The sequence below is a fragment of the Streptomyces sedi genome (genome assembly GCF_006335015.1).
Lineage (GTDB): Bacteria > Actinomycetota > Actinomycetes > Streptomycetales > Streptomycetaceae > Streptomyces > Streptomyces sedi.
In genome coordinates, this window is sequence record NZ_VDGT01000005.1 from 238,431 (window position 1) to 263,482 (window position 25,052).

At 73.0% G+C, this 25,052-nt stretch carries 20 protein-coding genes; 6 read left to right on the top strand and 14 right to left on the bottom strand.

Annotated features, from left to right (window positions below):
* Positions 1-66 precede the first annotated feature (66 nt).
* A complete protein-coding gene (locus tag FH715_RS28160; RefSeq protein ID WP_170184682.1) occupies positions 67-228 on the top strand; it encodes a hypothetical protein in 162 nt (53 codons plus the stop codon).
* Between the two features lie 87 nt (positions 229-315).
* On the opposite strand, the gene FH715_RS09440 is transcribed toward FH715_RS28160, so the two are convergent.
* The gene (locus FH715_RS09440) at positions 316-1,173 is read right to left on the bottom strand and encodes an inositol monophosphatase family protein (RefSeq protein ID WP_425472696.1); all 858 of its coding nucleotides are present in this window, start codon (positions 1,171-1,173) and stop codon (positions 316-318) included.
* Between the two features lie 46 nt (positions 1,174-1,219).
* A complete protein-coding gene (locus FH715_RS09445; RefSeq protein WP_139642865.1) occupies positions 1,220-2,347 on the bottom strand; it encodes a ferrochelatase in 1,128 nt (375 codons plus the stop codon).
* Positions 2,348-2,862: 515 nt separating this feature from the next.
* On the opposite strand from FH715_RS09445, the gene sepH reads away from it, so the two are divergent.
* The gene (sepH, locus tag FH715_RS09450) at positions 2,863-3,921 is read left to right on the top strand and encodes a septation protein SepH (protein WP_139642869.1); all 1,059 of its coding nucleotides are present in this window, start codon (positions 2,863-2,865) and stop codon (positions 3,919-3,921) included.
* A gap of 12 nt (positions 3,922-3,933) precedes the next feature.
* On the opposite strand, the gene FH715_RS09455 is transcribed toward sepH, so the two are convergent.
* On the bottom strand, positions 3,934-4,773 hold the full coding sequence (locus tag FH715_RS09455; protein WP_139642871.1) for a sulfurtransferase: 840 nt from the start codon (positions 4,771-4,773) through the stop codon (positions 3,934-3,936).
* A gap of 84 nt (positions 4,774-4,857) precedes the next feature.
* Here FH715_RS09455 and FH715_RS09460 point away from each other — a divergent pair, with 84 nt between their 5' ends.
* A complete protein-coding gene (locus FH715_RS09460; RefSeq protein WP_139642875.1) occupies positions 4,858-5,646 on the top strand; it encodes a VOC family protein in 789 nt (262 codons plus the stop codon).
* Between the two features lie 18 nt (positions 5,647-5,664).
* Here the strand turns inward: FH715_RS09460 and FH715_RS09465 are convergent, their stop codons facing one another.
* The 4 genes from FH715_RS09465 to FH715_RS09475 all read right to left on the bottom strand — a co-directional run bounded on the left by FH715_RS09465 (position 5,665) and on the right by FH715_RS09475 (position 10,987).
* Positions 5,665-6,342: a thymidine kinase gene (locus tag FH715_RS09465; protein ID WP_139642877.1), complete on the bottom strand. Its 678-nt coding sequence runs from the start codon at positions 6,340-6,342 to the stop codon at positions 5,665-5,667.
* 16 nt (positions 6,343-6,358) lie between these two features.
* Positions 6,359-7,588, bottom strand: coding sequence for an alkaline phosphatase family protein (locus FH715_RS09470; RefSeq protein ID WP_246108656.1), 1,230 nt, complete (start codon positions 7,586-7,588; stop codon positions 6,359-6,361).
* On the bottom strand, positions 7,588-8,175 hold the full coding sequence (locus tag FH715_RS28825) for a DUF5998 family protein (RefSeq protein WP_245880693.1): 588 nt from the start codon (positions 8,173-8,175) through the stop codon (positions 7,588-7,590). Before FH715_RS28825 ends, FH715_RS09470 begins: the two co-directional genes overlap by 1 nt.
* A gap of 121 nt (positions 8,176-8,296) precedes the next feature.
* Positions 8,297-10,987, bottom strand: a complete 2,691-nt coding sequence (locus FH715_RS09475; RefSeq protein ID WP_139642882.1) for a bifunctional acetate--CoA ligase family protein/GNAT family N-acetyltransferase — start codon at positions 10,985-10,987, stop codon at positions 8,297-8,299.
* A 104-nt stretch (positions 10,988-11,091) separates the two neighbouring features.
* Between FH715_RS09475 and FH715_RS09480 the strand changes: the two genes are divergently transcribed.
* Positions 11,092-11,391 carry an HPr family phosphocarrier protein gene (locus FH715_RS09480; RefSeq protein ID WP_139642885.1) on the top strand — a complete coding sequence of 100 codons (300 nt, stop codon included), beginning with the start codon at positions 11,092-11,094 and terminating at the stop codon, positions 11,389-11,391.
* Positions 11,392-11,515: 124 nt separating this feature from the next.
* On the opposite strand, the gene FH715_RS09485 is transcribed toward FH715_RS09480, so the two are convergent.
* From FH715_RS09485 to FH715_RS09495, 3 genes are all read right to left on the bottom strand, one after another.
* Positions 11,516-12,193 carry a GntR family transcriptional regulator gene (locus tag FH715_RS09485; protein ID WP_139642888.1) on the bottom strand — a complete coding sequence of 226 codons (678 nt, stop codon included), beginning with the start codon at positions 12,191-12,193 and terminating at the stop codon, positions 11,516-11,518.
* Between the two features lie 215 nt (positions 12,194-12,408).
* Complete coding sequence (locus tag FH715_RS09490; protein WP_139643104.1) at positions 12,409-13,776, bottom strand: M16 family metallopeptidase; 1,368 nt, start codon at positions 13,774-13,776, stop codon at positions 12,409-12,411.
* A 34-nt stretch (positions 13,777-13,810) separates the two neighbouring features.
* Positions 13,811-15,154 (bottom strand): M16 family metallopeptidase, encoded by a 1,344-nt coding sequence (locus FH715_RS09495; protein ID WP_139643107.1) that lies wholly within the window; start codon positions 15,152-15,154, stop codon positions 13,811-13,813.
* 146 nt (positions 15,155-15,300) lie between these two features.
* Between FH715_RS09495 and FH715_RS09500 the strand changes: the two genes are divergently transcribed.
* Positions 15,301-17,748: a DNA gyrase/topoisomerase IV subunit A gene (locus tag FH715_RS09500; RefSeq protein ID WP_139642891.1), complete on the top strand. Its 2,448-nt coding sequence runs from the start codon at positions 15,301-15,303 to the stop codon at positions 17,746-17,748.
* A gap of 38 nt (positions 17,749-17,786) precedes the next feature.
* Here FH715_RS09500 and FH715_RS09505 read toward each other — a convergent pair whose 3' ends face one another.
* The gene (locus tag FH715_RS09505) at positions 17,787-18,950 is read right to left on the bottom strand and encodes a CobW family GTP-binding protein (RefSeq protein WP_139642894.1); all 1,164 of its coding nucleotides are present in this window, start codon (positions 18,948-18,950) and stop codon (positions 17,787-17,789) included.
* Between the two features lie 157 nt (positions 18,951-19,107).
* Entirely contained in the window at positions 19,108-21,228 is a 2,121-nt protein-coding gene (locus FH715_RS09510) for a DNA gyrase/topoisomerase IV subunit B (protein WP_139642896.1), read from the bottom strand.
* 435 nt (positions 21,229-21,663) lie between these two features.
* On the opposite strand from FH715_RS09510, the gene FH715_RS09515 reads away from it, so the two are divergent.
* A complete protein-coding gene (locus FH715_RS09515) occupies positions 21,664-21,894 on the top strand; it encodes a DUF7455 domain-containing protein (protein ID WP_097232638.1) in 231 nt (76 codons plus the stop codon).
* A 218-nt stretch (positions 21,895-22,112) separates the two neighbouring features.
* Here FH715_RS09515 and FH715_RS09520 read toward each other — a convergent pair whose 3' ends face one another.
* Together FH715_RS09520 and FH715_RS09525 are read right to left on the bottom strand one after the other, a co-directional pair.
* Positions 22,113-23,741 (bottom strand): RNA polymerase sigma factor, encoded by a 1,629-nt coding sequence (locus FH715_RS09520; RefSeq protein ID WP_139642900.1) that lies wholly within the window; start codon positions 23,739-23,741, stop codon positions 22,113-22,115.
* 308 nt (positions 23,742-24,049) lie between these two features.
* Positions 24,050-25,027 carry a FadR/GntR family transcriptional regulator gene (locus tag FH715_RS09525; protein WP_139642902.1) on the bottom strand — a complete coding sequence of 326 codons (978 nt, stop codon included), beginning with the start codon at positions 25,025-25,027 and terminating at the stop codon, positions 24,050-24,052.
* Positions 25,028-25,052: the final 25 nt, after the last annotated feature.

The following is a 25,052-nucleotide window of genomic DNA, read 5'->3' on the forward strand; positions in this document are numbered from 1 at the left end:
TCCGCCGTGGTCGCGACCACCCCCGGCACCTCCCCGGTGCCGCCTAGAGAGACGAGGGGGCGCACCTTGGACGCGTTCACCGCTGACCTTCTTCAGCGCATCGAGATCACCCGGTCCGATCTGCACCGCGCTCGTGAGGCAGGCGACCTGTTCACCATGGACGTTGAGCAGTCCGAGCTGGACGATCTGCGCCGGCTGGCGCAGGAGCACGGCGTCCAGGTCGCCTGACCGACCGCGGGGCGCCGACCGATCAGGTCGACGGTGGGGCGTCGGGGAGCTGTCTCCCCGGCGCCCCACCTCGTGTGTGCGCCGCCCTCAGTCGTGCCAGGCGCCCCACTCGTCGAGCAGCGGCTGGAGCGCGGCGAAGACGCCGGGACCGGCGGCCACCGCGAGGTCGCCGTCCGGCAGCCGCCCGACCCGGCCGCCGGTCAGCGCGCCGGCCTCGCGGGCGATCAGGTCACCGGCGGCCAGGTCCCAGGGCTTGAGTCCCCGTTCGAAGTACCCGTCCAGCCGGCCGCCGGCCACGTCGGCGAGGTCGACGGCCGCCGAGCCCGAACGGCGGATGTCCCGCACCCGCGGGATCAGCCGTTGGGCCAGCGCGGCCTGGGCGGCGCGGACGGTGGTCACGTAGTTGAAGCCGGTGGCGATCAGCGCCTGGTCCAGCGGGGGGCTCGGACGCACCGTCATCGGGTGCGACAGCCCGCCGGCCGCGGTGCGGTGGGCACCGCCGCCGAGGGTCGCGTGGTAGGTCTCGCCCCGCATGGGCGCCTCGACCACGGCGGCGACGGCCCTGCCGTCCACCTCGGCGGCGATGGAGACGGCCCACTGGGGCAGGCCATACAGGTAGTTGACGGTGCCGTCCAGCGGGTCGACGACCCAGCGCACACCGCTGGTGCCCGGCCGTTCGCCGTCCTCCTCGCCGAGCAGCCCGTCCCCGGGACGGCGTTCGGCGAGGAAGTCGGCGATGAGTCGTTCGGCGGCGATGTCCATCTCGGTGACGACGTCGATCGGGCTGGACTTGGTCGCCGCCACGCCGAGGTCGGCGGGGCGGCCGTCGCGCAGCAGGACGCCGGCTCTGCGGGCCGCCTCGACGGCCACCTCAAGCAGCTCGGCGACCAGCGCCGGTTCCGGCGGCGCCGGCGCGGTGGACTCGGACACGGGGCGTTCGGACACGGGGGCTCCTTGGGCGGGCGAACGGGAGGGGCGGTGGCCCCCGCGGTCAGGCGAAGGGGCTGTCGACGCCGGCCGCCGCCGGCTTGTCCACCCGGCCGGCGCAGCAGCCGACCGGGCACAGGTCGTGGCTGGCGCCGGACGCGCCCAGCGCGGGGCGCTCCGGGCCCTGGCCGCGCTCGGCCGCGGCGCGCTCCACGACCAGCTCGCGCAGCGCCGCGACAAAGCGCGGGTGGGCGCCGACGGTGGGCGCCCGGACGGCGAGCAGCCCCAACTCCTCGGCGGTGGCGAGGGCCTCGGTGTCGAGGTCGTAGCGGACCTCCATGTGGTCGGAGACGAAGCCGACCGGGACGAGGACCACGGCCCGGACGCCCTCGGCCGCCAACTCCCGCAGCCGGTCGTTGACGTCGGGCTCCAGCCAGGGGATACGGGGGGAGCCGCTGCGGGACTGATAGACCAGCTCCCACTCGCGCTCCACGCCGGTGGCCTCGGCGACCCGCTCGGCCACCACGCGGGCGGCCTCCATGTGTTGGGCGACGTAGGCGCCGCCGGAGCCGTGCCCCGGGGGCGGTCCCGAGACGTCGGCGGCCGAGTCGGGGATCGAGTGGGTGCTGAAGACCAGCCGCGCGCCGGCGCGCGCGTCGCCGGGCAGGCGCTCCAACGACTCCCGCACGCCCTCGGCGACGGTCTCCAGAAAACCGGGGTGGTTGTAGTACAGCCGCAACTTGTCCACCCGGGGCAGCTCCAGGCCCTCCTCCCGGAGGGCGAGCAGCGCCTCGGCGAGGTCCTCGCGGTACTGGCGGCAGCCCGAGTAGGAGGCGTACGCGCTGGTGACCAGCGCCAGCACCCGGCGCCTGCCGTCGGCGACCACCTGCCGCAGGGTGTCGGTCAGATAGGGCGCCCAGTTGCGGTTACCCCAGTAGACCGGCAGATCGATGCCGTGGGCCGCCAACTCGTCGCCGAGGGCGGCCAGCAGGGTCCTGTTCTGCTCGTTGATCGGGCTGACGCCGTCGAACAGGTGGTAGTGGGCGCCGACCTCGGCCAGTCGCTCGCGGGGGATGCCCCGGCCACGCGTGACGTTCTCCAGGAACGGCAGGACATCGTCGGGTCCCTCCGGGCCTCCGAAGGAGAGGAGGAGCAGGGCGTCGTAGGGCTGGGCAGCGTGCACACCTTCCATGCCCGCGATCCTGCCACCCTCCGGGGGGACTCCGGCGGCGCCCCCGGCCACCGTCGCGTCCACGCCGGGAGGATGACGATCCGTGCCGTTCGTCACCTTCCGGGCCAGTCTTTACCTTCGCTTCCCTCGTTCGACTCAAATCTCACACTGTTCACACCGGACCCACGGATACGGTCAACGAACGAGAAGGAACGTCCCGATTTGGGGGAATCCTGGAGACTTGCCACCGGAAGCCCGGCCCGTGCGGCACCCCAACTCCCCCACCGCCCGCGAAGTTCAGCAGCGTGGCACCCCACCCCCGTGGCCCCAATGGAGTAGTGTGACCACACGTGGCCCTTGGCCCGGTTTGCCCCATGCGGAGAAGTGCGCTCGCGCCGGTCACCGCACGTGGCAAAGTGGCGACTGTGCCATAACATCGGTTCCAGACCACGGCCCGACACGCCGGGCAAGTCGGCAAGGTTGTGGCAGGCTGCGCCCGGGCAGGTCACACTCGTCTGGCAGGAGCAGCGACGTACGTGACGTCGGCAGGCACCACCCGGGAGGTCCTCGTGCCCGAACTGCGTGTCGTGGCCGTGAGCAATGACGGCACACGCCTGGTGCTGAAGGCTGCAGACAACACGGAGTACACCCTCCCCATCGACGAGCGGCTGCGCGCCGCCGTGCGCAACGACCGCGCGCGGCTGGGCCAGATCGAGATCGAGGTGGAGAACCACCTCCGCCCCAGGGACATCCAGGCGCGGATACGAGCCGGCGCGACGGCCGAGGAGGTCGCGCAGTTCGCCGGCATCCCGGTGGACCGGGTGCGCCGTTTCGAGGGTCCGGTCCTGGCCGAGCGGGCCTTCATGGCCGAGCGGGCGCGCAAGACGCCGGTCCGCAGGCCGGGCGAGACGGCGGGGCCGCAGCTGGGCGAGGCGGTCGCGGAGCGGCTGATGCTGCGCGGCGCCGACAAGGACGCGGTCCGCTGGGACTCCTGGCGCAGGGACGACGGCACCTGGGAGGTGCTGCTGGTCTACCGGGTCGCCGGCGAGACCCACTCGGCGAGCTGGATGTACGACCCGCCACGCCGGCTGGTGCAGGCCGTGGACGAGGAGGCCAGGTCGCTGCTGGGCGAGACGGACGACTCGCCCGAGCCCAGCACCCCGTTCGTGCCGAGGATCGCCCGGCTCCCCCGGGAGAACGAGCGCCCCGGCGGCCGTTCCGGCCCCGAGTCGGCGTCCCGGCTGGACAACGACACGGACTCGTTGACGAGCCTGCTGGAGGCGGTGCCGAGCTTCCGGGGCGACCTCGTCGTTCCCGAGCCGCCCGCTCCCGCTGCCGACGCCGACGAGGAGCCGGAGCTGGACGAGCCCGAGGAGGAGGAGCCGCCGGCGCGCGGCCCGGCCGCAGCCGCCGGCAGCGCGGGCTCGACCTACGCGGACGTGCTGATGCCGCGTTCCGTCGGCGGCCACCGCGACCGGCTCACGGGCAACACGGACCGCCAGGCCGAGGCCGACGGGGTGCGCCCCGGTCGCCGTGCGGCGGTGCCGAGTTGGGACGAGATCGTCTTCGGCACCCGCCGCAAGAAGAAGGAGTAGGCGCGGGGCCGCTCAGCCCGGCTCGTGGCCCCTGGCCACGGGTCGGCCGGGCTGGGCGGTCCACTCGCTCCACGAGCCCGGGTAGAGCGCGGCGGGGATGCCCGCCACCTCCAGCGCCCACACCTGGTGCGCGGCCGAGATCCCGGAGCCGCAGTAGACGCCGACCTCGCGGTCCCGGGTGACGCCCAGCGCGGCGAACCGGTCACCGAGCGCGGCCGGCGAGCGCAGCAGTCCGTCGGCGTCGACGTTCTCGGTGGTGGGCGCCGAGACCGCGCCGGGGATGTGGCCGGCCACCGGGTCGATCGGCTCGACCTCGCCCCGGTACCGCTCCCCCGCCCGGGCGTCCAGCAGCACACCGCGCCTGGCCAACGCGGCGGCGCCGTCCGCGTCCAGCACCGGCAGCGCGCCGGGGGCGGGAACGAAGTCGCCCTCGTCCGGCGCCGGTTCCTCCGTGACCAGCGGCCCGTCCCAGGCGGCCAGCCCACCGTCCAGCACCCGCACGTCGCCGTGGCCGGCCCAGCGCAGCAGCCACCAGGCGCGTGCGGCGGCCCAGCCGTCGCCGCCGTCGTAGACCACCACGGGCCGGCCCGAGCTCACACCCGCGCGCCGTGCCGCGACGCCGAGGACCGCGGGGTCGGGCAGCGGATGACGCCCGGAGTCCCCGGCGGGACCCGCCAGTTCGGCTTCGAGGTCGACATAGACCGCGCCCGGCAGATGACCCGTCAGATAATCAGGGTGTCCCGGCGGGCCGCCGAGGCGCCAACGCACGTCGAGCAGCACGGGCCGGTCGGCTGGTGGGGTTCCGGGAGCGAGAAGCGCGGCGAGGTCCTGGGCCGGGATGATCGCAGTCATGGCACCCATTGTCCCCGTGCGCGGGAGAGACTCTTTCGGTGCGCGCGGGGCAGGGGTGTGGATGGGTATCGAGAAGGGAGCAGGATGACCGAGGCAGCGAGTCCCCCGGTTTCGGGGACGCACCGCTGGGTGAGTCTGATGGTCCATGACGTGTCCGTCGCTCAACGGTTCTACGGTGAGCTGTTCGGCTGGGAGTTCGACACCGGCCCCGACCAGCTGGGCCCCTACGTCAGGGCGCTGCGCGACGGCCACCCGGTGGCCGGGCTCGGGGAGTTCGCGTCCGGGGTGCGGGGCAGGCCGGTCTCCTGGCTGCCCTACATCGCCACGGGGGACGTGGACGCGACCGCCGCGACCATCAGGGAGTGCGGTGGCACGGTGGCGGTCGGTCCGATCGAGGTGGACCAGGTGGGACGGCTGGCCATCGCGGCGGACGTGAACGGGGCGGTCTTCGGCCTCTGGCAGGGCGGCCCGCGGCGCAGCGCGCCGTTCTACGGGCCGGCCGGCACCCCCGAGTGGAACGAGCTGATCACCGCCGACACGTCGACGGTCAGCAAGTTCTACAGCAACGTCCTCGGGTACGAGGCGGCGCCCGAGCCGGCCCAGCCCGAGGGCCTGGACTACCTGACGTTCCGGCTGGACGGCCGGCCGACGGCCAGCGTCCGGGGCGTCGGCGCCAGGTCGCTGCCCCGGGACCGGGGTCCGCACTGGCTGACGTACTTCTCGGTGCCGGACGTGGACGAGGCGGTGCGGGACGTCGAGCGGCTGGGCGGCCTGGCGTTGAGCGAGCCCGAGGTCTCCCCGTTCGGCCGGTGGGCCAAGGTGGCCGACCCGGAGGGCGGGATCTTCGCCGTCATCAGGCCGCCGGGCCGCTGAGCGTGGGCCGGCGCGGACTCAGCGCTGTCCGGGTACCCCTTCCGGGGGAAGCACCTCGGGCGAGAGTTGACCCGCGCCGGCCGCCGCGGCCGTGAGCCGCCTGCGGTGGTGGCGGCGGCACAGCACCTCGTAGTCCACCTCGCCCCTGGGGGCCTCCTGGCCGCCGCCCGCGACGTCGCCGACCACCACCTGGGCGCCCTCGACGACCATCCGGCCGCCCACCGTGCGGGCGTTGTGCGTGGCCCGGGCGCCGCACCAGCACAACCCCTCGACCTGAAGCACCTCGACCCGGTCGGCCAGCTCGATCAGCCGCTGTGAGCCGGGGAAGAGCCGGGTGCGGAAGTCGGTGGTGATGCCGAACGCGTAGACGTCGATGCCGAGGTCGTCCACGACCCGGGCCAACTCGTCGACCTGCTCGGGCGAGAGGAACTGCGCCTCGTCCGCGATCACGTAGTCCGCCCGACCGCCGGCCGTGAGATGGCGCACCAGATGGGCGTGGAAGTCGAACTTCTCGTCCGCCTCCGTGGCCTCGGCGACCAGGCCGAGACGGGAGGAGATCCGGCCGGCGCCGGCCCGGTCGTTGCGGGTGAAGATCAGGCCCAGGAGCCCGCGCGCGGAGCGGTTGTGCTGGATCTGCAGGGCGAGGGTGCTCTTCCCGCAGTCCATCGTGCCGGAGAAGAAGGCGAGTTCAGCCAAGGGAACGGGCTCCAGATCAGGTGCGGACTTCCAGCAGCGGTACCAGCTGCTCTGCGGGGGTCAGGGAGCCGTGCATCCCGATCAGGGCCGTCTCCCTGGGCTCGGTCTCGCTGGCGACCACGGCGGCGGCCCCCGTCATCGCCACCACCACGTCCCCGATGCGGGGGGCGACGCGGGACTCGACCGCCTGCCCCGGCGGGCCGAACCAGCCCAGGGCGACGGCCTCCTCGCGGGTGGCCACCCAGGCGTCCTCGGCCAGGACCTCGCGCCAGACGGCGTACACGTCCTCGGCGGCGCCGGGCACCGTGTACAGGTGGCGGGCGCGTCCCTCGCCGCCGAGCTGGGCCACGCCGGCGCGCAGTTCCCAGTCGTGGTCGAAGTCGAACCTGGCCTCCTCGGTGACCGGGACGTCGACCATGCCGTGGTCGGCGGTGACGTAGAGCACGGCGCGCGACGGCAGTCGCTCGGCCAGCCGCTGGGCCAGGCCGTCGACGAGGATGAGCTGGTCGCGCCACTCCTCCGAGTCGACGCCGAAGCGGTGGCCCGCCGCGTCCAGCTCCGCGTAGTACGTGTAGACCAGGGTGCGTGCGGCCTCGCCGAGCCGGGCCGCCGCCACGTCCATCCGCTCCCGCACGTCGGAACGGCCGAGGAAGGTGCCGCCGGAGAGCGCGACCCGGGTGAGCGGGGTGCGCTCGAAGTGCGGCGCGGAGACCTGGCAGGCGGCGACGCCGGCCGCGTCGGCCCCGCGGAAGAGCGTGGGGTGCGGCTGCCAGCGCCCCGGGTCGGTCCAGGGTTCCCAGCGCAGCTGGTGCATCAGGGCGCCGCTGCCCGGGTCCAGCACCCGGTAGCCGGCCAGGCCGTGCGCGCCGGGCGGCAGTCCGGTGCCCAGTGAGGCGAGCGAGGTCGCCGTGGTCGAGGGGAAGCCCGACGTGATCGGGGCGCCCTCGCCCGCGCGCGAGGTGGGCAGCAGCGAGGTGAGGAACGGGGCGAGCGGCGCGTGCGCCCGCAGCTGCTCCCAGCCGAGGCCGTCGATCAGGAAGACGCAGACCCGGTCGGCCGGCGGCAGCGCGAACGCGGGCCGGCGGCCCGGCACGTCGAGCCCGGCCAGGGCGGCCGGCAGCAGGTCGCTCAGCGCCCCCGTGCCGTACCGGGGGGCCGGCGCCAGCCGGGGGTCGAGCGGGCTCGGCGGCTCGGGCCAGCCGCCGGGAGGAGCGCCGGGCGGCCGGCCGCCGTCGTGCCGGGGGATCACCTGCCGGACACCGCGGTCGCCTCGGAGAGCGCCTGCGCGAACTCCAGCGCCTGACGGACCGTCTCCGGGCCGTCCCCGGCCTCGCTGACCCGCAGCGACAGGTCGTCGGCCGTCGTGGAGCCCGTGTAGCCGTGGTCGGCCTCGCAGTTGGGGTCGCCGCAGTTGGCCGGCTCCATGTCGATCCGGGAGACCGCGCCCCAGCCGATGGTGAGCACGACCTCGCGCGGCAGCGTGCCGGGCACGTACGACTGCGGGTCGGCGACGACCCGGCTGAGCACGACGGAGGAGATCCGGCTGAGCTTCACCGACTCGGTCGAGGTGGTGGCGTAGGGGGTCGGGGCGTTGCCGTCGGCGGGCTGCTCGTCGGTGTGGCTGACGATGAAGCGGGTGCCCGTGAGCACCAGCACCGTGGCGTGCCGGCGGACCTCGTTGCTGTCGAAGGTCGTCTCCTGGTGGACCAGGAAGGAGACGACGGGCTCCCGCCCCACGGCGGCCTCCACCGCCTCGGCGACGAGCGCTGGGTAGTAGCCGCTGCGCTCGATCGCCTCCCGCAGCCCCTGGGACGTGGTACCGGTCTTCGCCATGGCCCCCATCCTAAGGGGCGACTCCGACAGCGCAGTGGGCGCTTGACGGGGAAAAGCGCGCGCCCGGCGGGACTTGCCCGGCCGACGGGCGGCGCGCTCCGCCGCGCACCTCGGTGACCGGTCAGTAGGCGGGCAGCCGGCGCGGCCCCAGGTCGGGGCGGGGCGGCGGCGGACCGACCCGCACGGTGGCCGAGAGCACGGCCACGCCGCGCTCGGCGACGACGACCGGGTCCAACTCGACGGCGCTGACCTGCGGGTGATCATCGACAAGTCGACCCAGCCGGCCGAGCAGCTCCTCCAGCGCCCCGGTGTCGACCGGTGGGGAGCCACGCCAGCCGAAGAGGATGGGGGCCGCCCTGATCGCGCGGACCAGGCCGGCGACATCCCGGTCGGTGACGGGGAGCGACCGGTGGGCGATGTCGCCGAGCAGCTCGGAGGCGGGCCCCGCGAGGCCGAACGAGAGCACCGCGCCGAGCGTCGGGTCCACGGTGGCGCCGACGACGGTGTCCACGCCCCTGGGCGCCATTCGCTGGACGCTCGGACGACTGTGCGACGGATCGCCCAGGCGTTCGGTCAACTCGGCGTAGGCGCGGCGGAGTTCGGCCTCGGTGGCCAGGTCGAGCCGGACGGTGCCCGGCGCCGCGCTGTGGCGCGGCCTGGGCGCGGCGGCCCGCAGCGCCACCGGGTAGCCCAGCTCCTCCGCCGCCGCCACGGCGTCGGCGGCGGTGGGCGCCGGACGGCCGGGGACCAGGGCGATGCCGTAGGTGGCCAGGAGCGCGGCGGTGGCCTCGGGCGGCAGCCGCCGTTCGCCGGCCGCCCGGGCGCCGTCGGCCTCGGCGAGGAGGCGGGCGGCGGCCGGCCGGTCCAGGTCCTGGAACTCGAAGGCCCGGCCGGCCCTGGCCGCGCCGGCCAGCCACTCGGCGTGCCGCACGGCCTGCGCCAGGGCGCGGGCCGCGCGCTCGGCCGACGGGTAGGTGGGGATGCCCCTGGCGCCGATCGCGCCGGCCAGCTCGTCCAGCGCGAGCTGGGCGACCACCACCGGCTTGTCGCCGCGCGCCCGGGCGCTGGCGGCGCGCAGCGCGGTCGCCAGGTCGTCGGCGCCGAGGGTACCGGCGACGGTCGGCGCGAGCGCGACCAGCACCGCGTCGGCGCCGGGGTCGGCGAGGGCGGCGGCGACCGCCGCGCCGAACCCGGCGGCGTCCGCCGCGTCGCCCGGGCCGGTCAGCGGCAGCGGGCGGAGCCGCTGGGCGCGGCAGGCGTCGTGCGCGCTGAGGCCGACGGCCTGGGCGTTGCCCACCACGGCGACCCGGGGGCCGCCCGGCAGCGGCTGCTGCGCCAACAGCAGCCCGATGTCGACGAGTTCGACGGCGGTGTCCGCCTCGATCACCCCGGCCTGGCGCAGCAGCGCCGAGACGGTCTCCTCGGGCGCCTGGCTGGCCGGCACGATGTGGCCGAGCGGCGGCGCGCCGCCGCTGTGCCGGCCGCCGCGCACCACCACCACGGGCTTGCCGGCCCGCGCGGTGCGGCGGGCGAGACGGGTGAACTTGCGCGGGTTGCCGACGGACTCCAGATAGAGCAGCGCGACCCGGGTGCGCTCGTCGTCCTGCCAGAACTGGAGCACGTCGTTGCCCGAGACGTCCGCCCGGTTGCCGGCGGAGACGAAGGTGGACAGGCCGCCGCCGCGCGACTCCAGCTCGTCGAGGACGGCGATGCCCATCGGGGCCGACTGGGTGAACAGCCCGATCCGCCCCGCGGCCGGGAGCCGGGGCGCGTGGCTGGCGTTCAGCCGTGTCCCCGGCGCCGTGTTGATGACGCCGAACGCGTTGGGGCCGACGATCCGCATCCCGCGCGCCCTGGCCTGGCGCACCAGGGCGCGCTGCGCTGCCCGGGTGTGGCCGGCGGCCATCACCACCAGCCCCTGGACGCCGCGCTCGGCGCAGTCCTCCAGCGCGCCGGCCACCTCGGCGGCCGGCACCGCCAGCACGGCGAGGTCCACGGCGGTCGGGATCTCCCGCACCGAACGGAAGGCCGGCGCCCCGCCCAACATCCGGGTATCCGGCGGCAGCTCGCGGTTGACGGCGTAGAGCGCGCCGGTGAAGCCGCCGGAGAGCAGCCCGGCCAGCACGGTGCGTCCGGCGCCCCCGGGCCGGCGCCCGGCACCGACCACGGCGACGCTGCCGGGGGTCAGCAGCCGATGCACCGAGCGGGCCTCGGCCCGCTGCTCGCGGGCGCGCATGACGGCCAGCGACTCGGCGGTCGGCGCCAGGTCGAGGGTGAGCCGGACGGCCCCGTCGGCGAAGCTGCGCCGCTGGGAGTAGCCGGCGTCGGTGAAGACCTTGATCATCTTGCGGTTGGCGGGCAGCACCTCGGCCTCGAAGCGCCGCACCCCGCGCTCCCTGGCCACGGCCGCGATGTGCTCCAGCAGCGTGGAGGCCAGGCCGCGCCCCTGGTGGGCGTCCTCGACCAGGAAGGCGACCTCGGCGAGGTCGGCCGGCGGCGAGGCGGCGCGGCCCCGCCGGTCGATCCGGTCGTAGCGGACGGTGGCCAGGAACTCGTCCCCGACCGTGGCCGCCAGACCGACCCGGTCCACGTAGTCGTGGTGGGTGAAGCGGTGCACGTCCCGGTCGGACAGGCGCGGGTAGGGCGCGAAGAAGCGGTAGAACTTCGACTCGTCGGAGACCCGCTCGTAGAAGCTCACCAGGCGGTCGGCGTCGTCCGGCGTGATGGGCCTGATGTGCGCGGTTCCGCCGTCCCGCAGCACCACGTCGGCCTCCCACTGGGTGGGGTAGGCGGGTTGGGCGGTTGCCTCCATGGCTTCAGCGTACGGTTGGCATGGTCGCAGCGGGCGGCTCGGGACCCGACCCGCGACCGTTGGTCACCGAAGCCCGAGGAAGCCCGTGCCACGGAAGGACACACATGGTTGAGCGCCGCGTCACCATCGGTTGGCCCGAGGGGTTGCACGCCCGTCCCGCCTCGATCTTCGTGCGGGCCGCGACGGCCACCGGAGTGCCGGTGACCGTCGCGCGGGCGGACGGGACCCCGGTGAACGCCGCCTCCATGCTCGCCGTGCTCAGCCTGGGCGCCCAGGGCGGCGAGGAGATCGTGCTGTCCTCCCCCGCCGACGCCCCGGAGGCCCTGCCGGCGGCCGAGGCCGCGTTGGAACGTCTGGCGAGGCTTGTTTCCGAGGGGCTCGACGAGCTTCCCGAAACCGTCTGAGAGGAAACGCGTTCGCTGCCCGTGAATTGTCGGCGGGCGTCGCGAAAAGCGTCTCCGGGGAAACGCGCGTGCCGGGTCGCGCGCGTTTTCCGAAAGGCGCCCGTTCCTGTGTAGCGCGCCGGTGTTAAATCTGACCGCGCACGGTGTTGACGGCAGGTTTCCCGCCGCTCACCACGACCGTGTGGAACTGCCTCCGCCGCGGCGCGCTCCTGGCGAGCTGGGCGGCCGAGAGCGCCCTGGCGCGCTCGGCGTCCCCGCGCGCGATCGCGTCCACCAACGCGCCCCGCTCCTGCCACAGCGCGACCGCGCCCGCGGTGGGCTCGCCCGCGTAGAGCCAGGTGACCTTCCGCCTCAACTGCACCAGCAGCTCGGTGAGTCCCGGGCTGCCGGTGGCCTGCGCCAGCGTCTCGTGGAACCAGTCGCCCAACGACCTGAGGTCGCCTTCCTGCCCCTGCCCCGCGCGCTGCCGCCCCAGCCTGACCAGGCCGCGGAGCACCTTCAGATGGGCCTCGGTGCGCCGTTGCGCCGCCCTGGCCGCGCCCAGCGGCTCGACCAGCGCCCGCACCTCCAGCAGGTCCGCGGCCTCCCGGTCGCCCAACCGCGCCACCCGGGCGCCGGCGTGCCGACGCGAGACCACGAACCCCTCGGACTCCAGCGTGCGCAGGGCCTCGCGCACCGGCACCCGGGAGACGCCGTACCGACGCGCCAGCCGCTCCTCGGCCAGCCGGGAGCCCGGCACCAGATGCCCGGCCACGATGTCGTCCCTGATCGCGGTGCATACCGTGTGCGCTGAGAGACGCATGCAAACAACCCCCACAGCTGTGGCCGGCATTCGCCCTGTGGCATTACCGCCGGGTCGGTCAACCGAACTGTAGGGCAGAAACCAGGAATTCCGATAGCCGGCCCTGAGGATACCCACCGCCTTTCGGTCATCCGTACGGAAAGGGAGGGCAAAACGACGGAGAAGCGCGCCCGGCACCGGACGCGCTTCCCTGGTCGCCGGTGGGGCGACCGCGGCTAGGCGCCGATCACCTCGACCTCGCCGATGCCCAGCTCCCGCACCGGGTCGGCGATCTGCTTGGCGTCGCCGACCAGCACGGTCACCAGGCCGTCCGGCGGGAAGGCCCGGACGACGGCGGCGGTGGCCTCCACCGTGCCGGTCTCCGCGAGCCTCGCGTAGAGGTTGGCCTGGTAGTCGTCCGGCAGCTCCTCCTCGACCTGGTCGGCCAGCGCCCCCGCGACGGCCGACGCCGTCTCGAAGCTCAACGGCGCGACGCCGACGAGGAACTGGACGGCCGCGTCACGCTCCTCCTCGGTCAGCCCCTCGGCGGCCAGCGTGCGCAGCACCTGCCACAGGTCGGCCAGCGCAGGACCCGTGACATCGGTGGCGACCGAGCCCCTGATGCCCAGCAGCGAGAAGCCGTCACCCGCCGCGCTGGAGCGGAGCACGTGGCTGGAGGCCCGCACCCCGTACGTGTAGCCCTTCTCCTCGCGCAGCACCCTGTCCAGCCGGGAGGTCAACGTGCCGCCCAGGCAGTACACGCCCAGTCGGTGCGCCGGCCAGACCGGGTCGTGGCGGTCGGGTCCCACCCGGGCGATCAGCAGCTGCGTCTGGACCGCGTCCTGGCGGTGGACGATCAGCACGCGCGGGCTGTCCCGCACCTCGACCGGCGCCGGACGGACCGACTCGGCGGCGGCGCCGGTCCACGTGCCCAACGTCTCCTTGAGCACCGCGTCCAGGTCGATCCCGGTCAGGTCGCCGACGATCACGGCGGTGGCCGAGGCCGGCCGCAGATGGGCACGGTAGAAGTCGCGCACGGCCTTCGCGTCGATGTCCCGCACGGTCTCCGCGGTGCCCTGGCGCGGCCGGGAGAGCCTGGACTCCTCGGGGAAGAGCGCGGCGTACAGCGTCATCGCCGCGCGCCGCCCCGGGTTGGCCAGCTCGTGCGGGATCTCGTCCAGCCGGTTGGCGACCAGCCGCTCGATCTCGTGCTCCGGGAAGGCGGGGGCGCGCAGCGCGTCGGCCACCAGCCGCAGCGCGCCGGCCAGTCGGGAGGCCGGCACCTCAAGGGAGACGCGGACCCCGACGTGGTCGGCGAACGTGTCCAGGGTGGCACCGCACCGCTCCAGCTCGGCCGCGAACTCCTCGGCCGTGTGCCGGTCGGTCCCCTCCGAGAGGCCGCGCGCCATGATGGTGGCCACGCCCTCCAGGTCGCGGGGCTCGGACTCCAGCGGCGCGGTGAGGTTGATGTCGACCGCGACGACCTGCTGCCCCGGGCGGTGGGCGCGCAGCACCGTCAGCCCGTTGGGCAGGGCGCCGCGCTCCGGCGCGGGGAAGGCCCACGGCTTGGCGGCGCCGCCCGTGGGACGCGGGTGCAGGGGCATCTCGGCCCCGGCGCCCGCCGCGTTCTGGGTGGTGTCACTCACTGCCGGCCCCCTCCTCGTCGTCGGCCCCGTCCGCGGCGTTCGGCGTGGGCTCGTAGACCAACACCCCGCGGTTGTCGGGGCGCAGCCGCGCCGCGGCCACCGCCCGCACCTCGTCCGGGGTGATCGTCAGAATGCGCTGGACCGCGGTGAGCGCCAGCGTCGGGTCGCCGAACAGCACGGCGTACTTGCAGAGTTCGTCGGCCCGACCGCCGACGGTGGCGAGTCGGTCCAGCCACTCGCGCTCCAGCTGGGCCTGGGCGCGCTCCATCTCCTCGGGCGTCGGGCCCTCGGCGGCGAACCTGGCCAGCTCCTCGTCGACGGCCGCCTCGATCTCGGCGACCTCGGCCTCGCCCGAGGTCTTCACGTCCAGCCACCCCATGGAGGGCGCGCCGGCGAGCCGCAGCATCCCGAAGCCGGCGGAGACCGCCGTGCGGTCGTGGCGCACCAGCCGGTTGTAGAGCCGGGAGGACTCGCCGCCGCCGAGCGCGGTGAGCGCCAGGTCCGCGGCGTCGGCCTCCCTGGTGCCGTCCTGCGGCAGCCGGTAGACGGCCATCAACGCGCGGGCCGGCACGTCCTCGCGCACCAGCTCGCGCACCTCCTCGCCGATCACCTCGGGCAGGGCGCCGTCGCGTGGCGGGCGCTTGCCGTCGTGTCCGGGGATGCCGCCGAAGTACTTCTCGGCCCAGGCCAGCGTCTGTTCGGGGTCGATGTCCCCGACGACACTCAACACCGCGTTGTTCGGGGCGTAGTAGGTGCGGAAGAACGCCCTGGCGTCCTCCAGTGAGGCCGCGTCCAGGTCCTCCATCGAGCCGATGGGGGTGTGGTGGTAGGGATGGCCCTCGGGGAAGACCATGGAGGTCAGCTTCTCGAAGGCGGTGCCGTAGGGCACATTGTCATAACGCTGCCGGCGCTCGTTCTTGACGACGTCGCGCTGGTTCTCCATGGACTCGTCGTCCAGGGCGCTCAGCAGCGTCCCCATGCGGTCGGCTTCCAGCCACAGCGCCAGCTCCAACTGGTGCGCCGGCATGGTCTCGAAGTAGTTGGTGCGCTCGAAGCTGGTGGTGCCGTTGAGCGAACCGCCGGCGCCCTGCACCAGCTCGAAGTGCCCGTTGCCCGTGACTTGCCGCGAGCCCTGGAACATCAGATGCTCGAAGAGGTGCGCCAACCCGGTGCGGCCCTTGACCTCGTGTCGGGAGCCGACGTCGTACCAGATGCAGACGGCGGCCACCGGAGTCAGATGGTCCTCGGAGAGCACCACCCGCAGGCCGTTGGCGAGTCTGTGCTCCGTCGCGGTGAGCCCACCGACGGTATCCTCCGTGCTGGCCGTGTGGCCCATGGACATGAGGTCCCTTCGTTCGGTCGGTTGAGGTGTCTGTCACCTTATGCAAGGTGAGCCGGGGTGTGCGAAGTTCCCGGTTGTCAGCGGGGCGGTCCACAATGGTCGCCAGCAACCGACCGACCGTACGAAGGAGCACTGCCGCGATGGCCCGCAGCAGCAAGCAGTCCCCGCCTCCTGAGGAGTTCGAGGAGCGGATCCTCGACATCGATGTGGTCGATGAGATGCGGGGCTCCTTCCTGGAGTACGCGTACTCGGTGATCTACTCGCGCGCCCTGCCCGACGCGCGGGACGGTCTGAAGCCGGTGCAGCGCCGCATCCTCTACCAGATGCACGACATGGGCCTGAGGCCCGACCGTTCGTATGTGAAGTGCGCGCGAGTCGTCGGCGAGGTGATGGGCAAGCTCCATCCGCACGGCGACTCGGCGATCTACGACGCGCTGGTCCGGATGGCCCAGCAGTTCTCCATGCGGCTGCCGTTGGTCGACGGCCATGGGAACTTCGGTTCCCTGGGGAACGACGACCCGCCCGCGGCGATGCGGTACACCGAGTGTCGTTCCGCCTCGGCGGCCGGCCTGCTGGTGGCCTCGATCGACGAGGACACGGTCGACTTCACGCCGAACTACGACGGCAGCGAGCAGGAGCCGGCCACGCTGCCGGCCGCCTACCCCAACCTGCTGGTCAACGGCTCCAGCGGCATCGCCGTCGGCATGGCGACCAACATGCCCCCGCACAACCTGGGCGAGGTCGTCGCAGCCGCCCGCCACCTGATCAAGCACCCGAACGCCGACCTGGAGACGCTGCTACGCATCGTGCCGGGCCCCGACCTGCCCACCGGGGGCCAGATCGTCGGCCTCGACGGCATCAGGGACGCCTACCGGACGGGCCGCGGCACGTTCAAGATGCGCGCGACGGTCACGGTGGAGAAGGTCTCCGCGCGCCGCAGGGGCCTGATCGTCACCGAGCTGCCGTTCGCCGTCGGCCCGGAGAAGGTCATCGGCAAGATCAAGGACCTGGTCAACTCCAAGCGCCTGACCGGCATCGCCGACGTCAAGGACCTCACCGACCGGGAGAACGGCCTGCGCCTGGTCATCGAGGTGAAGAACGGCTTCAACCCCGAGGCCGTGCTGGCCCAGCTGTACAAGCTGACGCCGATGGAGGAGACCTTCGGCATCAACAACGTGGCCCTGGTGGACGGTCAGCCCCTCACCATGGGGCTGCGGGAGCTGCTCCAGGTCTATGTCGACCACCGCTTCGAGGTGGTGCGCCGGCGCAGCGAGTTCCGCCGTGGCAAGCACCGGGACCGGCTGCACCTGGTCGAGGGCCTGCTGGTGGCGCTGCTGGACATCGACGAGGTGATCCGGCTGATCAGGTCGAGCGACAACGCGGCGGCGGCCAAGGAGTCGCTGATGGGCCACTTCGAGCTGTCGGAGATCCAGACGCAGTACATCCTGGACACGCCGCTGCGCCGGTTGACCCGTTTCGACCGGATCGAGCTGGAGTCCGAGCGGGACCGGCTGCGCGGGGAGATCGAGGAGCTGACCCGGATCCTGGAGTCGGACGCCGAGCTGCGCAAGCTGGTCTCCGGCGAACTGGCGGACGTCGCCAAGAAGTTCGCCACCCCGCGCCGCACCGAGCTGGTGGAGGCGTCGGGTGCGGCCGTCGACGTGGTGCCGCTGGAGGTCTCCGACGACCCGTGCCGGGTGCTGCTCTCCTCGACGGGGCTGCTGGCCCGCACCGCCGACGGCGAGGGTTCCCTGAGCGAGACGGCCAAGCGCGGCAAGCACGACCTGGTCGTCTCCGCGGTGCAGTCCACGATCCGTGGCGAGGTGGGCGCCGTCACCTCGACGGGCCGGCTGCTGCGGATCTCGGTCGTCGACCTGCCGACGCTGCCGCCGTCCGCCTCGGCCTCCAGCCTGGCGGGCGGGGCGGGGCTGTCCGAGTTCGTCTCGCTGGAGGGAGACGAGCGGGTGATCTGCCTGACCACGCTCGACGAGTCCTCCCCCGGTCTCGCCATCGGCACCGAGCAGGGCGTGGTGAAGCGGGTGGTCCCCGACTACCCGGCGAACAAGGAGGAGTTGGAGGTCATCTCGCTGCGCGAGGGGGACCGGATCGTGGGGGCCGCCGAGTTGCAGACCGGCGAGGAGGACCTGGTCTTCATCACCGAGGAGGCCCAGCTGCTGCGGTATCCGGCGGCGCAGGTACGCCCGCAGGGGCGGCAGGCCGGCGGGATGGCCGGGGTCAAGCTGGGCGAGGGGGTGCGGGTGCTTTCCTTCACCGTGGTCGACCCGGCGCGCGACGCGGTGGTCTTCACGGTGGCTGGCGGCTCCGGGACGCTGGACGACCTGGGGACGGCGAAGCTGACGCCGTTCGACCAGTACCCGAGAAAGGGACGGGCCACGGGAGGGGTGCGCTGCCAGCGCTTCCTGAAGGGCGAGGAGCGGCTGGTCTTCGCCTGGGCCGGCGGCGCGCCGGCGCGGGCATCCGGCAGGAACGGCACGCCCGTGACGCTGCCGGAGGTCGATCCGCGCCGCGACGGCTCGGGCACCCCGCTGGCCAAGGAGGTCACGGCCCTGGCGGGGCCCGTCGGCTAGCGGTGGCCCGGCGGACGCACGGATCCGCCGGGCACGGCCTACGCCTGCCGCCCGGCGGGGTGGAGGGCCCCAGGGCCCGCCGCCCCGCCGGGATCGGGCGGCTCCTCCGTCGGCTCCTCCGTCGGCTCCGCCTCGCGCGCGAGGTAACGAGCCATCCGCACCACGCCGTCGGCGGGCGCGCCGGCGGAGGCGGGCGGGGCCACACAGCCGGCCAGCTCCTTGGTGAGCGCCTCGGCGTCGAGGCCGGAGCCGATCAGCACCAGGCTGGTGGTCTCGGGGCCCTCGGCCGGCGGCGGATCGGGGAAGAAGCGCAGGAAGCGCCCGACGGCGTGCAGGGTGTGGCGCCCGACGCCGGCCAGGTCCACGAAGCCCTTGATCCGGTAGAGGCCCTCGCGGCGGCCGTCGAGGAAGTCCATCAACCCGCCGGGATCCAGCGGGCGTTCACTGTGGAAGCTCACGCTCTCGTAACCGGCGTGCGGGTGGTCGTGGCCGAACGCGCCGTGCTCCCCGTGGTCCCCGTCCTCGCGCTGTCCTCGCGTCTCGGCCAGCAGGTCCGCGAAGGACAGCTGCCTCGGCCCCGCCTCCCGCGCCGAACGGTCGCCGCCAGGACCGTCGACGAGCAGCCCCGGGTCGACCCGCCCGTGGCGGGCGGCCACCACCGGAGCCCCGCCGGACCGCTCCCGCAACGCGGCGAGCAGCGCGGCCCGTTCCTCCGCCGGCACCAGGTCCGTCTTGTTCAGCACCACCAGGTCGGCCAGCGCCGTGTAGCGGTCCGTGGCGGGCTGCCGGGCGCGCAGCCCGTCGTGCTCGACGGCGTCCACCACCTGCACCAGCCCGCCGTAGACGATCCCCGGCTGGTCGCTGGCGAGCACCATCCGCACCAGGGTGGGCGGCTCGGCCAGGCCGCTGGCCTCGATCACGATCAGGTCGATGGCGGCGGCCGGATCGGCGAGCCTGGCCAGCGCCTCGTCCAACTCCTCGGTGTCGGTGGCGCAACAGAGGCAGCCGTTGCCGAAGGAGACCATCGAGTCCACCTGGCCCGCGACGGTCAGCGCGTCCACCGGGACGCTGCCGAAGTCGTTGACCACGGCGCCGACGCGCAGCCCGGGGGCGTTGGTCAGCAGATGGTTGAGCAACGTGGTCTTGCCCGCGCCCAGGAACCCCGCGAGCACCAGCACCGGGATCCGCCCGCCCGTCGTCACCGCCGCGACTCCCTCCGCCTCGGGTGGCGTCTTTCCCGGTCACTCTAGGCGACGCCACCGACAGCGCGCCCCGACGGCCGTTGCCCGGCCGTGGGGACGCCACGGGGCCGCCCGGCGCTGACCCGGGCGGCCGAACCGCCGGACCGGGCGGGCCCGGTCAGGTGTCGATCCGCGACCGGTCCAACGTGGCCGCCGAGGACGCGATGAACTCCCGGCGCGGCGCCACCTCGTTGCCCATCAGAAGGCTGAACGCCTCCTCGGCGGCCTCCAGGTCGCCGATGTTGATCCGCCTCAGGGTCCGCTTGCGCGGGTCCATGGTGGTCTCGGCCAGCTGGTCCGCGTCCATCTCGCCAAGGCCCTTGTAGCGCTGGATCGACTCCTTGTAGCGCACGCCGCGGCGCTCGAAGTCCAGAAGCGTCTGCCGGAGTTCGTTGTCCGAGTAGGTGTAGTGGTACTTCTCCTGCCCGCGCTTGGGGTTGGACAGCTCGATCCGGTGCAGCGGGGGCACCGCCGAGAAGACCCGGCCCTGCTCGACCATGGGCCGCATGTACCGCTGGAAGAGCGTGAGCAGCAGGCAGCGGATGTGCGCGCCGTCGACGTCCGCGTCGGCGAGGAAGATCACCCGCCCGTAGCGCGCCTGGTCGATGTCGAAGGTCCGCCCGGAACCGGCTCCTATCACCTGGATGATGGCCCCGCACTCGGCGTTCTTGAGCATGTCGGAGACGGAGGACTTCTGCACGTTGAGAATCTTGCCCCGGATCGGCAGCAGCGCCTGGAACTCGCTGTTCCTCGCGAGCTTGGCCGTGCCCAGCGCGCTGTCCCCCTCGACGATGAACAGCTCGCTGCGCTCCACCTCGTCGCTGCGGCAGTCGGCGAGCTTGGCGGGCAGCGCGGAGGACTCCAGCGCGGTCTTCCGCCGCTGGGCCTCCTTGTGCTGGCGGGCGGCGATCCGGGTCCTGGCAGCCGCGACGACCTTCTCCAGGACCGCGCGGGCCTGCTGCTTGTCGTCACGCTTCGTGGAGGTCAGGAACGCCTTCAGCTCCTTGGCCACCACCTGCGCCACGATCCGGGTGGCCGCCGAGGTACCGAGGACCTCCTTGGTCTGGCCCTCGAACTGCGGCTCGGCCAGCCGGACGGTCACGACGGCGGTGAGCCCCTCCAACGCGTCGTCCTTGGCCACGTCGTCCTCGGCCACCCGCAGCAGCTTCGCCGACCGCAGCACCTCGTTGACCGTGCCGCGCAGCGCCCGCTCGAAGCCGGCGACATGGGTTCCCCCCTTGGGGGTGGCGATGATGTTGACGAAGGACCGCACGGTCGACTCGTAACCGGTGCCCCAGCGCAGCGCGACGTCCACGTCGAGCTCGCGGCGGACCTCGGTGGGGATCATGTGGCCCCGGTCGTCCAGGACCGGCACGGTCTCCTTGAACGTTCCGGAACCACGCAGTCGCAGAACGTCACAGATCGGTCGATCGGCCGCCAGATACTCGCAGAACTCGCTGATCCCGCCGTCGTAGTGGAACACCTCCGTGGAGTGCTCCGCGCCGTCGATCCCGCGCTGGTCGCTCACCGAGATGGTCAGACCCGGCACCAGGAAGGCGGTCTGCCGGGCGCGGTTGTACAGGTTCTCCAGGGAGAGCCTGGCGTCCTTGAGGAAGATCTGGCGGTCCGCCCAGTAGCGCACCCGGGTGCCGGTGCGCGCCTTGGAGGACTTCTTCCGGCCGACGCGCAGCCCACCGGCCGGCTCGAACGGGGCGTCCGGCCCCGACTCGGTGAAGATCCCGGGGGTGCCCCGGCGGAAGCTGATGGCGTGCGTCTTCGAGCCCCGGTCGACCTCGACGTCCAGCCGCGCGGAGAGCGCGTTGACCACGGAGGCGCCCACGCCGTGCAGACCGCCGGAGGCGGCGTAGGAGCCACCGCCGAACTTCCCGCCGGCGTGCAGCTTGGTCATGACCACCTCGACGCCGGAGAGGCCCGTCTTGGGCTCCACGTCGACGGGGATGCCGCGGCCGTTGTCCCGGACCTCGACGGAGCCGTCGGCGTGCAGCAGGACCTCGATCCGGTCGCAGTGGCCGCCCAGCGCCTCGTCGACGGAGTTGTCGATGATCTCCCAGAGGCAGTGCATCAGCCCACGGCTGTCCGTGGAGCCGATGTACATGCCGGGGCGCTTGCGGACCGCTTCGAGACCCTCCAGAACCAACAGGTGACGCGCGGTGTAGTTGCCCCCTGGATCGGCCCCGGTCAGCAGTGCGGTGGACGGCACGGAGGTGTCGGCGGTCACGCGGGTTCGCTCCTCGCTGAATTCTGAGATGTGGCGGAGTACCGCTCAGAGGGTACCGAGGCCATAGGAGAGGGTTGTGCGGCTCCCCGGGAAGATCAGGGTAGCCCACAATCGTTCGTACGTTCGATCGAGCTGGGAGGGTGACGTGTACATCGTGTTTCCTTCGGGGCATGAACCCTCTAGGCTCCGGGCACGTCCTCCAGAACGAATACCGACATCCGGATACGTCGAGGTAGCCGGGAACAAAAAGACGCGACAACGCGTATTAGCAAGCGAAGACCAGCACCACAGCAATACGGCACATTCGCCGCCACCGGGCAGCGTCCGGTCACCTCGCACGGAGCCTCCGTTCGAGAAGCCGCGAGCGGGAACGTTCTCGGCCTGGTTGGATGTTGTCCCTGGTACGACAGCTCGTCGAGCTAGAGAAGAGGCGACGTGACTACTGTTCTGACCCCCGCGACCCCGCTGACCGCCGGGGACCGCTGCGACCGCTGCGGCGCCCAGGCGTACCTGCGTGTGGTCCTCCTCAGCGGCGGAGAGCTGCTCTTCTGCGCTCACCACGGCCGCAAGTTCCAGCCAGAACTCAAGAAGATCGCCGCTGAGATACAGGACGAGACGGAGAAGCTCACCGCGACGCCGGCGAGCGCTCAGGACGACGAGCGTTGACATGACGTCCTGACGTCTCCACCACACCGACGGGCTCGGTCCGGCACAGCCGGACGACGGGCGGTCGTCCCCGGCCACCTTGGGGGCGACCGCCCGTTTCCGTGCGTGCGGGCTCCGACAAGGGCTCTCGTGGGCGAGTACGGACGTGTGTGAGGGCCGGCACCCCGGGCGGGGTGCCGGCCCTCACACACGTCCGGCCCGGTGCGGCCCGGGGACGCTCAGTCCAGGTAGTCGCGCAGCACCTGGGAGCGCGACGGGTGCCGCAGCTTGGACATCGTCTTGGACTCGATCTGCCGGATCCGCTCCCGGGTGACGCCGTAGACCTTGCCGATCTCGTCCAGGGTCTTGGGCTGCCCGTCGGTCAGTCCGAAGCGCATCGAGACCACGCCGGCCTCACGCTCGCTGAGCGTGTCCAGCACGGAATGCAACTGCTCCTGCAGCAACGTGAAACTCACCGCGTCGGCGGGCACCACGGCCTCGGAGTCCTCGATCAGGTCTCCGAACTCGCTGTCCCCGTCCTCGCCGAGGGGGGTGTGCAGCGAGATCGGCTCCCGGCCGTACTTCTGGACCTCGACCACCTTCTCGGGGGTCATGTCCAGCTCCTTGGCCAGTTCCTCCGGGGTCGGCTCCCGGCCGAGGTCCTGGAGCATCTGCCGCTGCACCCGGGCCAGCTTGTTGATGACCTCGACCATGTGCACCGGGATGCGGATGGTGCGGGCCTGGTCGGCCATCGCGCGGGTGATCGCCTGCCGGATCCACCAGGTGGCGTACGTGGAGAACTTGTAGCCCTTGGTGTAGTCGAACTTCTCCACCGCGCGGATCAGGCCCAGGTTGCCCTCCTGGATCAGGTCCAGGAAGAGCATCCCGCGTCCGGTGTAGCGCTTGGCCAGGGAGACCACCAGACGGAGGTTGGCCTCCAGCAGGTGGTTCTTGGCGCGGCGGCCGTCCTCGGAGATGATCTCCAGCTCGCGCTGGAGCTTGGGCGCGATCTTGTCGGCGCTCGCCAGCTTGTCCTCGGCGAAGAGCCCCGCCTCGATCCGCTTGGCGAGCTCGACCTCCTGCTCGGCGTTGAGCAGGGGGACCTTGCCGATCTGCTTCAGGTAGTCCTTGACCGGGTCGGCGGTGGCGCCCGCGGCGGCCACCTGCTGGGCCGGAGCGTCGTCCTCGTCGTCGTCCGAGAGGACGAAGCCCTCGTTCTCCTGCTTGGCGCCGCCCTCGGGCCCCTCGGCGGGCGCACCGGCGCGGGCGGCACGCTCGGCCGGCTCGTCGGTCGCGTCCTCCTCGCCCTCCAGGAACTCGTCGACCAGCTCCTTCTTGGGCTCGTCCTTCTTGCCCGCCGTCTTCTTGGCCGGGGCCTTCTTGGCGGTGGCCTTCTTGGCCGGGGCCGCCTTCTTCGCGACGGCCTTCTTCGCGGGGGCGGCCTTCTTGTCCGGGGCCCTCCTCGCCGCCTCGGCGGCCGAGCCGTCGGCCGGGGCCTGGGACTCGGCGACCGATTCGTCGGGAGGGGCCAGCGCGGTGGCCTTCTTGACCGGGGCCGTCTTGGCGGCGACTGTCTTCGTCGCGGTGCGCTTGGCCGTCGTCTTCGCGGCGACACTCTTCCGGGTGCGCTTGGGCGCCTCGGCGGCACTCACCATCAGCGTCACGCCCTCCTCGTCGAGGATCTGGTTGAGGCTGCGCAGAACGTTCTTCCACTGGGTTGACGGGATCTGGTCAGCCTCGAAGGCCCGGCGCACATCGTCGCCGGCGATCTGCCCCTCAGCCTTTCCCCGTTCGATGAGCGCCATCACAGAATTTGACTCGGCGATCTCTGCGGGGAGAGTACGGGAAGTGCTGGCCGACACGAACAACCTCTCGGAAACTCAGGGAACGGCTTGAGCCCGCTCGCTGGAAGCGGGGCCACGACCGACGACCGGGGCGCCGACGGCTGTGGCGGTGGGTACCGCGGACGGACGCTCCGCCCGCTGCTGCCACCTCTAGGTTCATCGCGCTGCTCCCCGAAGCGTTACGCAGCTTTCACGTGTCCCGAGTCACACCGCACGCTCGACTGTAGCGGGCCGAGGCAAACGCGTCGCCGGAACCCGGCCCGGAACGGGCCCGGCGACGCACGTCTCAGCGGCCCGCCCCGACGCTCCGCGGGCGCGGACCGAGGCGTCGTTCAGTGCTCTCGGGGGGCGGGAACGACATGGTCGGCGCCCGCGGGAGCGGTCGGCGCGGCCGGCGCATCGGAGGAGAACGTGAGGAGTTGGCGCATCGCCGTCTCGGCGGCCGGCGGCTCACCGGAGCCGATCGCGTCCACGATCCGCTGGTGGAGCGCGACGGAAGCCTCGGTCGGGTGCTCGCACCCGGAGGCGGCGCCGCCGGAGACCTGGAGCGCGGAGGCCACGATGCCGGAGAGGTGCTCCAGCATCCGGTTCCCGGCGGACTGGAGGATCAGCCCGTGGAACTCGGCGTCGGCGCGTGCGAAGGTCAACGCGTCACCCTGGGCGAGGGTGTGGGTCATGATGTCCACCATGTCGCCGAGGCGCTGCCGGACTTCGTCCCCGGCGTCGGCGGCGGCGAGCCGGGCGGCGAGCGGCTCGATGGTCAGCCGCAGCTCGCACAGCTCGCGGCGCTGGTCCTCGCGCTGGGGGCCGAAGGCGCGCCACTCGATGATGTCGGGGTCGAGGAGGTTCCAGTCGCCGACGGGGCGAACCCGGGTGCCGACGTTGGGGCGGGCGCTCACCAGGCCCTTGGCCTCCAGCACGCGCAGCGACTCGCGCACGACGGTGCGGGAGACCTCGAAGCGCTGGCCGATCTCCTCGGGAACCAGCGGGCGGTCGGCGCCGAGGTCGCCGGAGACGATCATCTGACCGAGCTGCTGGACGAGTTGACCGTGCAGGCCACGGCCGCGGTTCCCGGCGGCGCGGCGGCCGACGCGCCCCATGTCGGAGTCGCCGCCGTCCCAGGCGGGGGCGTTGGTGGTGCGGGCCGAGCCGGTGGACTCGGCGTAGGAGTAGCGGTCGAACTCGCTGCGCCGTCCGGCGGGGCCGGAGTCGGCGGAGCGGGTGGCGGTCATCATGGAGTGCGCAAGGGTAGTCACGCCTCCTTTGTCGGCGGCCCCGCTGGGCACCTTGAGGTCTTTGGTGAAAAGCACACGAAAGGGTGATCGGCGACTCCCG